Here is a 14,798-nt window from a genome sequence, read left to right as displayed (position 1 = left end):
TCTGCCCTGAAATCAGTTAGGGCGAAAATCATGAAACGACTCATTGTTGGGCTCAGTGGTGCCAGTGGCGCGATTTACGGCGTACGTCTGTTACAGGTGCTGCGCGACGTGGCAGAAGTGGAAACGCATCTGGTCATGAGCCAGGCGGCACGTCAGACCCTCTCTCTTGAAACCGACCTCTCACTGCGTGATGTCCAGGCGCTGGCGGATGTGGTTCACGATGCCCGCGATATCGCCGCCAGCATCTCCTCTGGCTCGTTTAAAACGGCCGGCATGGTTATCCTGCCATGTTCCATTAAAACGCTCTCCGGCATTGTAAACAGCTATACCGACACGCTGGTGACCCGCGCCGCGGACGTGGTGCTGAAGGAGCGTCGTCCTCTGGTTCTCTGCGTGCGGGAAACGCCGCTGCACCTGGGACATCTGCGTTTAATGACTCAGGCTGCTGAACTCGGCGCGGTGATCATGCCACCGGTACCGGCGTTCTATCACCGACCCGTTTCACTGGATGATGTGATTAATCAGACGGTTAACCGCGTTCTCGATCAGTTTGATATCGACCTGCCTGAAGACCTTTTCACCCGTTGGCAGGGTGCCTGAATCTGTGCACCCACAGCGTGCATGAAAAGATAACGTGCCCTGTTTCAGGGCAATTATGCAACGGCGATCATATCCTCGACATTTAATTCGCTTTTTCCCTTTTTCTCTTTCCGGTTCGTTCGGCAGACCTGCTATCTTTCACCATTAAGGCAATATCGCAACGTTTTATTAACATATTTAACGTCGAACTTTTCACCAGACGGCAATGTGGCATAAGACCTGCAAGAGAAGCCTGCAACACAACACACAACACAATACATAATAAAATCACGGTACTTGAGGGTAAATGTATGAAGAAGACGGTTCTGGCTCTGTCTTTGCTGGTGGGGTTAAGTGCGGCAGCAGGTAGCTACGCAGCGCTTCCACAGACAGTTCGTATCGGTACAGACGCAACCTACGCGCCATTCTCTTCCAAGGATGCGAAAGGCGATTTCGTTGGGTTTGATATCGATCTGGGAAATGAAATGTGCAAACGCATTGCGGTGAAATGCACATGGGTGGGCAGCGACTTTGATGCGTTAATCCCGTCGCTGAAAGCCAAGAAAATCGACGCCATTATCTCTTCTCTCTCTATCACCGAAAAACGTCAGCAGGAGATTGCCTTCTCTGACAAGCTTTACGCTGCAGATTCACGTCTGATTGCCGCTAAAGGCTCCCCGATTCAACCCACCATCGACTCGCTGAAAGGCAAGCATGTCGGCGTGCTTCAGGGCTCAACGCAGGAAGGGTTTGCCAATGCGAACTGGCGTGAAAAGGGCGTCGACGTGGTGGCGTACCAGAACCAGGATCTGATCTACTCTGACCTGGCGGCAGGCCGTCTGGATGCGGCATTCCAGGATGAAGTCGCCGCGAGCGAAGGCTTCCTGAAACAGCCTGCGGGCAAAGAGTACGCTTTTGCTGGCCCGTCCGTGAAAGACAAAAAGTACTTTGGTGACGGTACGGGTATCGGCCTGCGTAAGGACGATACCGAGCTGAAAGCCGCCTTCGACAAAGCGTTTGCTGAGCTGCGTAAAGACGGTACCTACGACAAACTGGCGAAGAAATACTTCGACTTCAACGTCTACGGTGACTAATACCTGACGACAATGCACTGCTGAGGTGCATTGTCGGGCGGGATGATCCAATATGGTGCAATTGATGCACTGTATTGGATCGCTGTGTGCATACTTACGCATTTATAATGCAAAAAATCCCGGCTCAAAGGCATTATTCTTTGCCTGACGGAGGGGATTGATGGCACATTAGCACCACCCCGTCGTCGTAAAAATCCCGTATGTAGACAGTTTGTTGAGGACAGATATGAAAAAACTAGTATTGTCACTTTCACTGGTGTTGGCCTTTTCCAGCGCCACCGCGGCATTCGCAGCAATTCCGCAGAAAATTCGAATCGGTACCGATCCTACCTATGCACCGTTCGAATCGAAGAATTCTAAAGGTGAATTGGTTGGTTTTGACATCGATCTGGCCAACGAACTGTGCAAACGCATCAAAGCGCAGTGTACCTACGTTGAGAACCCACTGGACGCGCTGATCCCGTCGCTGAAAGCGAAAAAAATCGACGTGATTATGTCCTCGCTCTCCATCACTGAAAAACGCCAGCAGGAGATTGCTTTCACGGACAAACTCTACGCGGCAGATTCACGTCTGGTTGTCGCCAAATCTTCCGACATTCAGCCCACTCTCGAGTCGCTGAAAGGCAAACGCGTGGGCGTGCTGCAGGGGACCACTCAGGAAACCTACGGTAACGAACACTGGGCACCGAAAGGGATTGAAATCGTCTCTTATCAGGGCCAGGAAAATATCTACGCTGACCTGACGGCAGGTCGCATTGACGCAGCGTTCCAGGATGAAGTCGCGGCGAGCGAAGGCTTCCTGAAGCAGCCGGTCGGCAAAGACTATAAGTTTGGCGGTCCATCCATCAAGGATGTGAAGTTGTTTGGTGTAGGCACCGGTATGGGCCTGCGCAAGGAAGACAACGAACTGCGTGAAGCGCTGAACAAAGCGTTTGCCGAAATGCGCGCTGACGGCACGTACGAGAAAATTGCGAAAAAATACTTCGATTTCAATGTTTACGGCGGCTAATCGCCCCGTCAAATAACGTGCAGCCCCTCCCACTGTGGGAGGGGAAAAGACACGGTTCCACCACTCACGATACGACAGGGCTCGCGGTATGCTGTACGGATTTTCTGGCGTTATTTTACAGGGCGCGCTTGTCACCCTTGAGCTGGCTCTCAGCTCCGTGGTGCTGGCGGTGCTGATAGGTCTGGCGGGCGCGGGGGCGAAGCTTTCGGCTAACAAGCCGCTGGCGCTGATTTTTGAAGGCTATACGACGCTGATTCGCGGTGTTCCCGATCTGGTGCTGATGCTTCTGATCTTTTACGGTCTGCAGATTGCGCTTAACAGCGTGACGGACGCAATGGGTATGGGACAAATCGATATCGACCCGATGGTGGCCGGTATTATTACGCTCGGTTTTATCTACGGGGCCTACTTCACCGAAACCTTCCGCGGCGCGTATATGGCTGTGCCGAAAGGCCACATTGAAGCGGCAACTGCATTCGGTTTCACCTCCTCACAGACGTTTCGTCGAATCATGTTCCCGGCCATGATGCGCTATGCGCTTCCAGGTATCGGTAACAACTGGCAGGTTATTCTTAAGGCAACCGCGCTGGTCTCTCTGCTTGGCCTGGAAGATGTGGTGAAAGCGACCCAGCTTGCCGGCAAAAGCACCTGGGAGCCGTTCTACTTTGCGGTGGTATGTGGCGTAATCTATCTGGTCTTTACGACCGCCTCCAATGGTGTGCTGCTTCTGCTCGAACGTCGCTACTCCGTGGGTGTGAAGAGGGCTGATCTGTGATTGAGATTATTCAGGAATACTGGAAATCGCTGCTGTGGACAGATGGCTATCGCTTCACCGGCGTCGCCATTACGCTCTGGCTTCTGATCTCCTCTGTGGTGATGGGCGGCATTCTGGCGGTATTTCTCGCCATTGGTCGTGTGTCGAACAATAAATTTATCCAGTTCCCAATCTGGCTGTTTACCTATGTGTTTCGCGGTACGCCGCTATACGTGCAGCTGCTGGTGTTCTATTCGGGGATGTACACGCTTGAGATCGTAAAAGGCACTGAAATGCTCAATGCGTTCTTCCGCAGCGGTCTGAACTGTACGGTGCTGGCATTGACGCTCAATACCTGCGCCTATACCACCGAGATTTTCGCAGGGGCGATTCGCTCTGTCCCGTACGGTGAGATTGAAGCGGCGCGTGCGTACGGCTTCTCCTCCGTGAAGCTTTACCGTTGCATCATTCTGCCATCGGCGCTGCGTATTGCGTTACCGGCGTACAGTAACGAAGTGATTCTGATGCTGCACTCCACGGCGCTGGCCTTTACCGCCACGGTGCCGGACTTACTGAAGATTGCCCGGGATATTAACTCGGCAACCTATCAGCCGTTTACCGCATTCGGTATTGCGGCAGTGCTTTATTTGATAATTTCATACGTCCTGATTAGCCTGTTCCGTAAGGCAGAAAAACGCTGGTTGCAGCATATAAAACCTTCTTCGACGCACTGAGAATGATGATGGCTGAGAACAAATTAAACGTTATTGATCTGCACAAACGCTACGGCGAACATGAAGTGCTGAAAGGGGTGTCGCTGCAGGCAAACGCGGGCGATGTCATCAGTATTATCGGCTCATCCGGCTCCGGTAAAAGTACTTTCCTGCGCTGCATTAACTTCCTCGAAAAACCGAGCGAAGGCTCAATTGTGGTGAGCGGGCAGAACATCAATCTGGTGCGTGACAAAGACGGCCAGCTGAAGGTGGCGGATAAAAATCAGCTACGTCTGTTGCGTACGCGCCTGACGATGGTTTTCCAGCACTTTAATCTCTGGAGCCATATGACGGTACTGGAGAACGTAATGGAAGCGCCAATCCAGGTGCTGGGTCTCAGCAAACAGGACGCCCGCGACCGTGCGGTGAAATACCTGGCGAAAGTGGGTATTGATGAGCGCCAGCAGATGAAGTACCCGGTACATCTGTCCGGCGGGCAGCAGCAGCGTGTATCCATTGCCCGCGCGCTGGCGATGGAGCCGGAAGTCTTGCTGTTCGACGAACCGACCTCCGCGCTGGACCCGGAACTCGTTGGCGAAGTGCTGCGCATCATGCAGAAGCTCGCCGAAGAGGGCAAAACGATGGTGGTGGTGACGCACGAGATGGGCTTTGCCCGGAACGTCTCTAACCACGTCATCTTCCTGCATCAGGGTAAAATCGAAGAGCAGGGGCATCCCGATGAGGTGTTAGCGAACCCGCAAAGCCCGCGTCTGCAGCAGTTCCTGAAGGGGTCTTTGAAGTAGGTTTTGCCTTTCCCCTCTCCCGGTGGGAGAGGGCCGGAGTGTGGGCATCAGACCGCACCACACTCCAGTCGATACACCCAGTCGTCATACCGCACACCGTTAATCTCATACGCTTTTTCCAGCACCTGCGTGCGCACAAAACCCGCTTTCTCCAGTACCCGGACTGACCCGCCGTTGTCTGCCAGCACATATGCGTTAATCGCCTTTACGCCCGTCTGGTTAAATGCGTAGTTACACACCGCGCGCAGTGCCTCACTGGCGATGCCCTGGCCCTGCGCGGCAGGCACGACCGTATAGCCGATATCCGCCTCTTCACGATTTTCAGCGCTAATTTGCAGGCCGATATCGCCCAGTGGGGTCTCTTCATCGCGTAAGCGGATAACGAACACATGCGCTGCCGTCAGACGTGCGGCAAACAGGCGTCGGGTCTCTTTTTCCGGGGCGATAGCGGCCATATACTGCATGATGGCGCGATCCTCGCGCAGGGCACGGAAAAAAGGCCAGTCAGTGGGTTCGAAGGGCGTGAGGTGGAGCCGGGGAGTGGTAATGGTTGCCATAGATATGCCATTTCGTCGGAACATGGCATATCACTGTAACATTATCTCACCACATCCCCCAGCGCCTCTTCTAAGTCATACCAGCGGAACGCAAACCCGGCCGCTTCCAGCCGTTTTGGCAGGGCCCGTTGCCCGCCTAATACCAGCACGGACGCTTCACCCATCATCAGGCGGATCACCGTAGCAGGCACGCGCAAAATCGCCGGGCGATGCAGGGCATGTCCGAGAGCATGGGCAAACTGTTCATTTCGTACCGGGTAGGGCGCAACCATATTAAACGGCCCGCGCAGATCGTTATCCAGCAGCCAGAGAATACCGTTGACCATATCGTCGATATGGATCCACGCCAGATACTGACGGCCATTGCCGATTGGCCCGCCAAGACCGAGCCTGAAAGGGGGGAGCATCTTCGCCAGAATGCCGCCTTTCGGGGCAAGGACCACACCGGTGCGTAGCAGGCAGACGCGGGTATGATCGCTTTGCGCAGCACAGGCGATACGCTCCCACTGGGCGCAAAGTTTATGGGTGAACTCGTTGTGCGGCGGCTCTTCTTCCGTTACCACCACCTCGCCGAGATCGCCGTAATACCCTACGGCAGAACCCGAAATGAGAACCGACGGCGGGGTATGACTGTTGCGGATAAGCTCAACCAGCTTCTCGGTAAGGGTCCACCGGCTGCTGCACAGGAGCTGTTTTTGTTCTTCCGTCCAGCGCTTATCGGCGATCGGTTCGCCTGCCAGGTTGATGACGGCGTCAAACCCGTCCAGATTCTGCTGCTCGGCCAGATTTCTCCAGATGTCGATACCTGCGCCCAGCACCTGGCGCGCTTTCTCTGGACTGCGCGTCACCACGGTAATGTCGTGATGCAACGCCTGCAGACGCGCAATGAGATGGCGACCAATCAGGCCGGTACCGCCGGTCAGCAAAATCTTCATACAACCTCCAGGGTTACGCCTGGCGTTGCCAGCTTAACGTCATCGAGACGGAATCGGCGTAACGCAGGGCGTGAAGTTTATCGATCTCTACTTCAGCATAAGTGACCCAGTGATGATCGCGTGCGATGTCGAGCACATCCTGAGTTAATTTTTCCAGTAAAGAGAAGCGGTTGTTTTCCACGTACTGGATGATTTTTTTGGTTATCGTGCGGTAGTTCAGCGCATCATTAATATCTTCGCTGGCCCGCGCTTTCTCAGCCGGGTAGTGGATAACCACATTAATCACGATATCCTGACGGTTGGCGATCTCTTCCTCTTTGATTCCGATGAAGGTGCGTAGGCGTAAATTTTTTATACGAATAATAGCGTCATGCTGTGACATTGCAGGTCTTCTCCGTGTCAGAATTTCCTTCACATAATACATGAGAGCCTCTCCGGCACACACCAGCCACCGGCTTAAATTTGCTGGATTTTTTGCATGGCGCGTTCGGTGGCCGGACGCGTGCGGATTCGTTCAAACCAGTTGTTCACCGCCGGGTAAGACGCCAGGTCAATGCGGTGCTTTTCATGGGTATTCACCCAGGGCCAGCAGGCAATGTCGGCGATGCTGTAATGATCCCCGCCGAGCCACGGTGCTTTCTCCAGCCGACGGTTCAGAACGCCGTATAACCGCTGGGTTTCCACCTGATAGCGTTCGATAGCATAAGGAATCGGCTGCGGCGCGTAGGCAGTAAAATGGTGGTTTTGTCCGAGCATCGGCCCCAGACCGCTTGTCTGCCAGAAAAGCCACTGCAGCGTGTGGTGACGCTCGCGCAGCTCTCCGCTCAGCAATTTGCCAGTCTTCTCTGCCAGATAGAGCAATATTTCTCCGGATTCAAACAGGCTCAACGGCTTGCCCCCATCGGCAGGATGGTTATCAATAATGGCCGGGATTTTATTGTTTGGCGATATAGCCAGAAAGAGAGGACTGAACTGATCGCCTTTGCTGATATCCACGCGAATGATCCTGTAATCCAGTTCGGCTTCCTCAAGAAAGAGGGTGATCTTATGGCCGTTCGGGGTGGGGGCATAATAAAGGTCGATCATTCTCAACTCCTGTCAGTGAAAATAGTGACGCCATGAAAAATGAGTATAGGTGGTTGTTGTAAATCGTGAGTTTTCATCAAGTGACAGCGAGGCAAAGAGATTATATGTTGAATGAAAACCGATCAGCCGATGAGGATGTTATGAACCAGCCCGTAATCACGTTATGGTCCGATGCAGATTTCTTTTCTCCCTATGTTCTGAGCGCGTATGTGGCGCTGGCCGAAAAAGGACTGTCATTTACGCTAAAGACGGTGGATCTGGACGGCGGTGAACATCTGAAACCACAGTGGCAGGGCTACGCCCTGACCCGTCGCGTGCCGGTGCTGGACATTGATGGCTTCGCGCTGAGTGAATCGTCGGCGATCGATGAGTATCTGGAAGATCGGTTCGCACCACCTGAGTGGGAGCGCATCTACCCTCACGACCTGCAAAAACGTGCCCGCGCACGTCAGATCCAGGCGTGGCTGCGCAGCGATCTGGTGCCGATTCGCGTGGAACGCTCCACGGATGTGGTGTTTGCCGGGGTGAAAAAACCGGCGCTGAGTAAAGACGGTGCGGCCAGTGCCCAAAAACTGATCGATACCGCGACTTCTCTGCTGGCTCATGGTAATCCGAATTTATTCGGCGAGTGGTGTATTGCCGATACCGATCTGGCGCTTATGCTGAACCGTCTGATCCTCAATGGGGATGAGGTGCCTCAGCTGCTGGTGGATTATGCCGCGTTTCAGTGGCAACGCGCCTCAGTGCAGCGCTATGTGGCACTCTCCGCTAAGCGGGCGGGCTGATATAGCCTGACGCTTCAGGTATGATAGGGCAGTCTGATTTCCAGGGAGTGACTGATGAAACTGATGTTTGCGTCTGATATCCATGGTTCGCTGCCCGCGACCGAGCGTGTTCTTTCTCTGTTTGCTCAAAGCGGGGCGCAATGGCTGGTGATTCTGGGGGATGTGTTAAATCATGGTCCGCGCAATGCGCTGCCGGAAGGCTATGCACCGGCGCAGGTAGCGGAAAAACTCAACCAGTATGCTTCGCGCATTATCGCCGTTCGCGGTAACTGCGACAGTGAAGTGGACCAGATGTTGCTGGATTTTCCCATCACTGCCCCCTGGCAACAGGTGCTGATGGAAAATAGCCGTCTGTTCCTGACCCATGGTCATCTTTTTAGCCCGGAAAATCTCCCGGCACTGGCGGCTGGCGATGTCCTGGTTTACGGTCATACTCATATTCCGGTGGCAGAAAAACGCGGCGAGATATATCACTTTAACCCCGGTTCGGTCAGCATACCGAAAGGTGGAAATTCAGCAAGCTATGGCATGCTCGATGAGAATACGTTAAGCGTAATCGCACTTAATGATCAGCAAGTTATTGCGCAAATAGCGATTAATCCGTAAGTTACACCTCAACTGCAAACGCGCCGAAAGAGCGCTTAGACGAGAAGGTTTCCCGATGGTGGAGCAGAGTCATTTGGCAAGTACAGAGTGGGTTGACATTGTCAACGAAGAGAATGAAGTGATCGCGCAGGCCAGCCGCGAACAAATGCGCGCGGAGCGTCTGCGTCACCGTGCGACATACATCGTTGTGCATGACGGGATGGGCAAAATTCTGGTTCAGCGCCGCACGGACACCAAAGATTTTCTCCCTGGTATGCTGGATGCAACTGCAGGCGGCGTTGTTCAGGCGGATGAAGTTCTGCTGGACTCCGCGCGTCGTGAAGCGGAAGAAGAGTTAGGGATTGCCGGTGTGCCGTTTGCCGAGCATGGTCAGTTCTATTTCGAGGACGAGCATTGCCGCGTCTGGGGCGGGCTGTTTAGCTGCGTTTCCCATGGCCCGTTCGCCCTGCAGGAAGAAGAAGTGAGCGAAGTGAACTGGATGACGCCGGAAGAAATTACCGCGCGTTGCGACGAGTTCACCCCGGATTCGTTAAAAGCGCTGGCGCTGTGGATGACCCGCAACGCTAAAAACGAATCCATGAAAGCGGAAAAAGAGGAAGAGGCGGAGTAAGCCTCAACAGCTCTCCCGCAGACACAGGCTGGACGCGATGGGTTTATGATCGCGCCAGTCTCCATCATTCAGACGTTCCAGTAACGCGCGTCCCGCTTCAATCCCAATCTTACGATGTGGCACAGCCATGGTCGTCAGCGGTGGCTGACAGACCCGGCTGACGTCGCTATCGCCAAAACCCACCACGGCCAGATCGTCCGGTACTTTTATGCGCCGACGCTGGCATTCATAAAGTGCCCCGCAGGCCAGTTCATCCGACACGCACACCAGTGCATCCAGCTCTGGCCACGCCAGCAGGAACTCCGGCAGTTGCGCCGCACCCGTGGAAAAACTCGGTGGCATGGCGGCGTTAATCACCCGGTTTGGTGACATATGGTGGCGAAGCATCGCTTTGTACCAGCCCTGTAAATGCTGCTGGAAAATCCACTGCTCCTGGTTAGCGCACAGCAGGCCAATATTCTGGTAGCCACGCTTAATAACCATCTCCGTGAGTTCGTACATCGCCGCGACGTTATCAATCCCGATATTCATATCAATAGGATCGGCGCGCATGGCCCCCATTTCCATGACCGGAATGGAGGCGTTTTTCAGCCAGTGGCGGACAGTATCGGAGTGTTCAACGCTGAGCAAAATCGCAGCGGCAATGTTCGAGGCCAGCAGCGTCTCCAGCAATTTTTCTTCCTGCTCGAGTCGATGCTGTGATTCGGCCAACATGATCTGGTAGCCGGCAGGCTGCAGCACCTGCTGAAGCCCGGCGAACATCTCCGAGCAACCGGATTCGGAGAGATTAGGAACGACCATCGCAATCGTCCATGACGATGCCGAGGCCAGCGCGCTGGCAGCGAGATTAGGCATGTAACCCAATTCCTGTACAGCGGCTTCTATTTTTTCTCGCAGTTTATCGGAAACCTGTTCAGGCGTGCGGAGTGCACGGGACACGGTCATCGTGCCCACCCCGGCAAGCTGTGCGACATCGGCGAGTGTCACTTTACCGGTACTGCGCCGTTTTCGGGTTAGAGACATACACCTTCCTGCTGACCAGACGCGTTTTTATTATCATCCTTCGTTTCACGTGAAACGCAGTATACGCCTTAAATCCCTTTTTTTGCTGTGAATTCACACCATGATTACAATTTGATAGCGCTATCACACTTCTGAATGTTAGCGATTGGTAGCGCTATCTTTGTGATCCCGATCGCAGTCAATATAGGATGTGTTGAATAAAGTTTGCTCATCTTTTGCATTGTGGCGGGACGGAGAAATGCTGAAAAAGTGGATATATGATACAACCATCACGCTGCAGGAGAGCGTGGAAAGCTGGCCGCAGGCGCTGGAAATATGTGCGAAACCGTTGCTGGATCTGCAGGTGATTGGCCCGGAATACGTGACGGCCATCGTTGAGCAGCATCATGCATTAGGACCTTATTATGTGCTGGCACCAGGGCTGGCCATGCCGCATGCGCGGCCGGAAGAGGGGGCCAAAGGATTAGGCCTCTCATTATTAAAACTGAAAAAGGGAGTCTCTTTTGGTGCCGGTGAGTTCGATCCCGTGGATGTTATTATTATGCTCGCGGCGCCGGATAAACACAGTCACATCGACATGATCTCTGCCCTCGCTGAATTATTTTCCAGCGACGACGATATGGCTGAATTGCATCAGGCGAATACCCTGGAGGATATTAAAACGATTATTGACCGCTTCTGATTTAATTCTCTCATCCGATTTATCACAACATTACGTTTAGCGTGATGGGGCGTGCTCTACTCAAAAAAAAAGGTGACAACAATGAAAATTATGGCTATTTGCGGTTCAGGCCTGGGCAGTAGTTTTATGGTCGAAATGAATATTAAAAAGGTGCTCAAGAAGCTGGCCATTGACGCCGACGTTGAACACTCCGATCTCTCCTCGGCAACGCCGGGTGCCGCCGATCTTTTCGTGATGGCGAAGGACATTGCCGCCAGTGCCAGCGTGCCGGAAAGCCAGCTGGTGGTGATCAACAACATCATTGATATCAACGAACTCGAAGCGCAGCTCCGCGCCTGGTTCGACAGACAATAATCCTGATAAGGCGAGGTGGATATGTTTATCCTTGAAACGCTGAATTTCGTTGTTGATATATTAAAAGTCCCGTCGGTTCTGGTGGGCTTAATAGCCTTAATTGGCCTGGTCGCTCAAAAGAAATCTTTTTCTGATGTGGTGAAAGGGACCATTAAAACCATACTCGGTTTTATTGTGCTCGGCGGCGGGGCTACGGTGCTGGTTGGGTCATTAAATCCGTTAGGCGGAATGTTTGAACACGCCTTTAATATTCAGGGCATTATTCCCAATAACGAGGCAATTGTTTCCATTGCGCTGGAGAAATACGGTGCCTCTACCGCGCTGATTATGGCATTCGGTATGGTGGCAAATATCATTGTCGCCCGCTTTACGCGTCTGAAGTATATCTTCCTGACCGGGCATCATACCTTCTACATGGCATGCATGATTGGGGTCATCCTCACCGTGGCGGGCTTTGAGGGCGTTGGTCTGGTCTTTACCGGGTCGCTGATCCTCGGTCTGGTGATGGCCTTCTTCCCGGCGCTGGCGCAGCGTTACATGAAGCGCATTACCGGCAACGATGACATCGCTTTTGGTCACTTCGGTACCCTGGGCTATGTTCTCTCCGGCTGGATTGGCAGCAAGTTCGGCAAAGGCTCTCGCTCGACTGAAGAGATGAACCTGCCGAAGAACCTGAGCTTCCTGCGCGACAGCTCTATCTCCATCTCGCTGACCATGATGATCATCTACCTGATCATGGCGGTGAGCGCCGGGCGTGACTACGTTGAGGCGACCTTTAGCGGCGGTCAGAACTACCTGGTCTATGCCATCATCATGGCCATCACATTCGCCGCGGGGGTGTTCATCATCCTGCAGGGTGTGCGCCTGATTCTGGCGGAAATCGTCCCGGCCTTTACCGGCTTTTCTGAAAAACTGGTGCCGAATGCACGTCCGGCTCTGGACTGCCCGGTAGTCTATCCGTATGCGCCAAATGCAGTGCTGATTGGCTTCCTGTTCAGCTTCCTTGGCGGGCTGGTGGGGCTGTTTATCTGTGGGCAATTCAGCTGGGTGCTGATTCTGCCTGGTGTGGTGCCGCACTTCTTCACCGGCGCCACCGCGGGCGTGTTTGGTAACGCCACCGGGGGACGTCGTGGAGCGATGATTGGTGCATTTGCCAACGGCCTGCTGATCACCTTCCTGCCGGTTCTGCTGCTGCCGGTGCTGGGGGCAATTGGATTTGCCAATACCACGTTCTCAGACGCTGACTTTGGCGCTGTCGGGATCGTGCTGGGTAACCTGGCGCGCTTCCTGTCGCCGCTTGCCATCACCGGCCTTGTTGTGGCGTTGTTCGCACTGCTGGTGGCCTACAACGTGTTCGCTAAAAACAAATCTGCGGGCGATAACGCGCAGGAAAACACCGGAGCCAAATCATGAATGAGAATGAGATAACCCATCTGGCGCGTCAGATCCGCCTTGAAACGCTGAAAATGCTGACCCAGCTGGGCTTTGGTCACTACGGCGGCAGTATGTCGGTTGTTGAAACCCTGGCCGTGTTGTACGGCGCAGTGATGAAAATTGATCCAGCCGACCCGGACTGGCCAGAGCGTGACTACTTTGTCTTGTCAAAAGGACATGCTGGCCCGGCGCTGTACAGCACCCTGGCGATCAAAGGCTACTTCCCGATGGAAGAGCTGAGCACGCTGAACCAGAACGGTACGCGTCTGCCGAGCCATCCGGACCGGCTAAAAACGCGCGGGGTGGATGCCACCACCGGCTCGCTGGGGCAGGGGATTTCCATCGCCGGTGGAATGGCGCTGTCGCATAAGCTGGCGGGACGCCCCAACCGGGTTTTCTGTATCGTCGGCGACGGCGAGCTGAACGAAGGGCAGTGCTGGGAAGCGTTCCAGTTTATTGCACACCATCGCCTGAATAACCTGACGATATTCGTTGACTGGAACAAACAGCAGCTTGATGGCGAACTCGACGACATTATCTGTGCGTTCGATCTGGAAGGAAAATTCCGTGCCTTCGGGTTTGACGTGGTGACGGTGAAAGGAGATGACATTCCGGCACTGCTGGAGGTGACATCGCTGGTTCCGGCGGCGGATGCTCGCCCGCTGGTGGTGATCCTCGACAGTATCAAAGGGCAGGGCGTGCCGTATCTGGAGCAACTGAGTAACTCGCACCATCTGCGATTAACCGCCGAGAGCAAGGCGGCCCTCAACGAGACGATTCGCCAACTGGAGGCTTCACATGATTAAGGTTGCACCTGCAGGTCAGAAAGACGCCGTTGAGATGCGTAAAGTCTACGCGGGGTTTGTGGCACAGCAGATTGAAGCCGGGAGCGACATTATCGCCCTCGAGGCGGATCTGATGAGTTCAATGGCGATGGATGGCGTGGCGCGTGATTATCCGCAGCATGTGATTAACTGCGGCATCATGGAAGCGAACGTTATGGGGACGGCGGCGGGGCTGTCGCTGACCGGACGCAAGCCGTTCGTGCATACCTTTACCGCCTTCGCCAGCCGTCGCTGTTTCGACCAGCTGTTTATGTCCCTGGACTACCAGCGTAACAATGTGAAGGTCATTGCCTCAGATGCCGGCGTGACGGCCTGTCATAACGGCGGCACGCATATGTCGTTTGAAGATATGGGCATCGTGCGGGGGCTGGCCCATTCGGTGGTGCTGGAAGTGACGGATGCGGTGATGTTTGAAGATGTACTGCGCCAGCTTATTGACCTCGACGGTTTCTACTGGGTGCGTACCATCCGTAAGCAGGCTCCGAGCGTGTATGCGCCGGGTTCGACATTTACGCTTGGCAAGGGCAACGTACTGCGCGAAGGCAGTGATATCACCCTGATTGCCAACGGCATTATGGTGGCGGAAGCGCTTGAAGCGGCGCGTCAGCTCGAACAGGAGGGCGTCAGCGCCGCGGTGATCGACATGTTTACCCTTAAGCCGATTGACCGGATGCTGGTGAAAAACTACGCCGAGAAAACCGGACGTATCGTGACCTGCGAAAACCACAGCATTCATAACGGGCTGGGATCGGCAGTGGCGGAAGTGCTGGTGGAAACCTGTCCGGTGCCGATGCGTCGGGTGGGCGTGAAGGAGCGTTACGGCCAGGTGGGGACACAGGACTTCCTGCAGAAGGAGTATGGCCTGACGGCACACGACATTGTGTCGGCGGCGAGGGAGTTGTTGTAAATAAAAAAGGCGACCCTCGGGT

Annotated in this window: 19 protein-coding genes; 14 read left to right on the top strand and 5 right to left on the bottom strand. The window is 54.3% G+C overall.

The features are described from left to right. The first annotated feature begins 30 nt into the window (after window positions 1-30). The 6 genes from ACN9MQ_RS15765 (at window position 31) to hisP (ending at window position 4,952) form a co-directional block, all read left to right on the top strand. Window positions 31-600 carry a UbiX family flavin prenyltransferase gene (locus ACN9MQ_RS15765; protein WP_014171027.1) on the top strand — a complete coding sequence of 190 codons (570 nt, stop codon included), beginning with the start codon at window positions 31-33 and terminating at the stop codon, window positions 598-600. A 290-nt stretch (window positions 601-890) separates the two neighbouring features. Further along, entirely contained in the window at window positions 891-1,673 is a 783-nt protein-coding gene (argT, locus tag ACN9MQ_RS15760) for a lysine/arginine/ornithine ABC transporter substrate-binding protein ArgT (protein WP_014171026.1), read from the top strand. Between the two features lie 226 nt (window positions 1,674-1,899). Then, entirely contained in the window at window positions 1,900-2,682 is a 783-nt protein-coding gene (gene hisJ / locus ACN9MQ_RS15755; protein WP_020883126.1) for a histidine ABC transporter substrate-binding protein HisJ, read from the top strand. 88 nt (window positions 2,683-2,770) lie between these two features. Next, on the top strand, window positions 2,771-3,457 hold the full coding sequence (locus ACN9MQ_RS15750) for a histidine ABC transporter permease HisQ (protein WP_020883127.1): 687 nt from the start codon (window positions 2,771-2,773) through the stop codon (window positions 3,455-3,457). Then, window positions 3,454-4,170 (top strand): ABC transporter permease, encoded by a 717-nt coding sequence (locus ACN9MQ_RS15745; RefSeq protein WP_008502590.1) that lies wholly within the window; start codon window positions 3,454-3,456, stop codon window positions 4,168-4,170. The genes ACN9MQ_RS15750 and ACN9MQ_RS15745 overlap by 4 nt, the downstream gene beginning before the upstream one ends. A gap of 8 nt (window positions 4,171-4,178) precedes the next feature. Continuing rightward, window positions 4,179-4,952, top strand: a complete 774-nt coding sequence (gene hisP / locus ACN9MQ_RS15740) for a histidine ABC transporter ATP-binding protein HisP (protein WP_020883129.1) — start codon at window positions 4,179-4,181, stop codon at window positions 4,950-4,952. 47 nt (window positions 4,953-4,999) lie between these two features. On the opposite strand, the gene ACN9MQ_RS15735 is transcribed toward hisP, so the two are convergent. The 4 genes from ACN9MQ_RS15735 to yfcG form a co-directional block, all read right to left on the bottom strand. Further along, the gene (locus ACN9MQ_RS15735) at window positions 5,000-5,509 is read right to left on the bottom strand and encodes a GNAT family N-acetyltransferase (RefSeq protein WP_251884742.1); all 510 of its coding nucleotides are present in this window, start codon (window positions 5,507-5,509) and stop codon (window positions 5,000-5,002) included. A gap of 41 nt (window positions 5,510-5,550) precedes the next feature. Next, window positions 5,551-6,444, bottom strand: a complete 894-nt coding sequence (locus ACN9MQ_RS15730; protein WP_014171021.1) for a TIGR01777 family oxidoreductase — start codon at window positions 6,442-6,444, stop codon at window positions 5,551-5,553. A 13-nt stretch (window positions 6,445-6,457) separates the two neighbouring features. Then, complete coding sequence (gene folX, locus ACN9MQ_RS15725) at window positions 6,458-6,826, bottom strand: dihydroneopterin triphosphate 2'-epimerase (RefSeq protein ID WP_020883131.1); 369 nt, start codon at window positions 6,824-6,826, stop codon at window positions 6,458-6,460. A gap of 74 nt (window positions 6,827-6,900) precedes the next feature. After that, entirely contained in the window at window positions 6,901-7,530 is a 630-nt protein-coding gene (yfcG, locus tag ACN9MQ_RS15720; RefSeq protein ID WP_020883132.1) for a GSH-dependent disulfide bond oxidoreductase, read from the bottom strand. 140 nt (window positions 7,531-7,670) lie between these two features. Between yfcG and yfcF the strand changes: the two genes are divergently transcribed. The 3 genes from yfcF to yfcD are packed head-to-tail and all read left to right on the top strand — an operon-like array spanning window position 7,671 to window position 9,531. Then, window positions 7,671-8,315 (top strand): glutathione transferase, encoded by a 645-nt coding sequence (gene yfcF, locus ACN9MQ_RS15715; RefSeq protein WP_044857736.1) that lies wholly within the window; start codon window positions 7,671-7,673, stop codon window positions 8,313-8,315. Window positions 8,316-8,369: 54 nt separating this feature from the next. Beyond that, a complete protein-coding gene (yfcE, locus tag ACN9MQ_RS15710) occupies window positions 8,370-8,921 on the top strand; it encodes a phosphodiesterase (RefSeq protein ID WP_251884741.1) in 552 nt (183 codons plus the stop codon). Between the two features lie 55 nt (window positions 8,922-8,976). Further along, a complete protein-coding gene (yfcD, locus tag ACN9MQ_RS15705; protein WP_426021360.1) occupies window positions 8,977-9,531 on the top strand; it encodes an NUDIX hydrolase YfcD in 555 nt (184 codons plus the stop codon). Window positions 9,532-9,534: 3 nt separating this feature from the next. Here yfcD and ACN9MQ_RS15700 read toward each other — a convergent pair whose 3' ends face one another. Beyond that, window positions 9,535-10,554, bottom strand: a complete 1,020-nt coding sequence (locus tag ACN9MQ_RS15700; protein WP_014171015.1) for a LacI family DNA-binding transcriptional regulator — start codon at window positions 10,552-10,554, stop codon at window positions 9,535-9,537. A 238-nt stretch (window positions 10,555-10,792) separates the two neighbouring features. On the opposite strand from ACN9MQ_RS15700, the gene ACN9MQ_RS15695 reads away from it, so the two are divergent. The 5 genes from ACN9MQ_RS15695 (at window position 10,793) to ACN9MQ_RS15675 (ending at window position 14,776) form a co-directional block, all read left to right on the top strand. After that, on the top strand, window positions 10,793-11,236 hold the full coding sequence (locus tag ACN9MQ_RS15695) for a PTS sugar transporter subunit IIA (RefSeq protein WP_047356573.1): 444 nt from the start codon (window positions 10,793-10,795) through the stop codon (window positions 11,234-11,236). Window positions 11,237-11,317: 81 nt separating this feature from the next. Continuing rightward, a complete protein-coding gene (locus ACN9MQ_RS15690; RefSeq protein WP_014171013.1) occupies window positions 11,318-11,590 on the top strand; it encodes a PTS sugar transporter subunit IIB in 273 nt (90 codons plus the stop codon). Window positions 11,591-11,611: 21 nt separating this feature from the next. Next, window positions 11,612-13,003: a PTS ascorbate transporter subunit IIC gene (locus tag ACN9MQ_RS15685; RefSeq protein ID WP_020883137.1), complete on the top strand. Its 1,392-nt coding sequence runs from the start codon at window positions 11,612-11,614 to the stop codon at window positions 13,001-13,003. Further along, the gene (locus tag ACN9MQ_RS15680) at window positions 13,000-13,830 is read left to right on the top strand and encodes a transketolase (RefSeq protein ID WP_426021361.1); all 831 of its coding nucleotides are present in this window, start codon (window positions 13,000-13,002) and stop codon (window positions 13,828-13,830) included. Before ACN9MQ_RS15685 ends, ACN9MQ_RS15680 begins: the two co-directional genes overlap by 4 nt. Beyond that, window positions 13,823-14,776 (top strand): transketolase family protein, encoded by a 954-nt coding sequence (locus ACN9MQ_RS15675; protein WP_040018039.1) that lies wholly within the window; start codon window positions 13,823-13,825, stop codon window positions 14,774-14,776. Before ACN9MQ_RS15680 ends, ACN9MQ_RS15675 begins: the two co-directional genes overlap by 8 nt. The last annotated feature ends 22 nt before the right edge of the window (window positions 14,777-14,798 follow it).

Source organism: Enterobacter sp. R-25, from assembly GCF_049913205.1.
GTDB classification, from domain to species: domain Bacteria; phylum Pseudomonadota; class Gammaproteobacteria; order Enterobacterales; family Enterobacteriaceae; genus Enterobacter; species Enterobacter ludwigii.
This window is presented reverse-complemented; position numbering and strand designations above follow the sequence as displayed.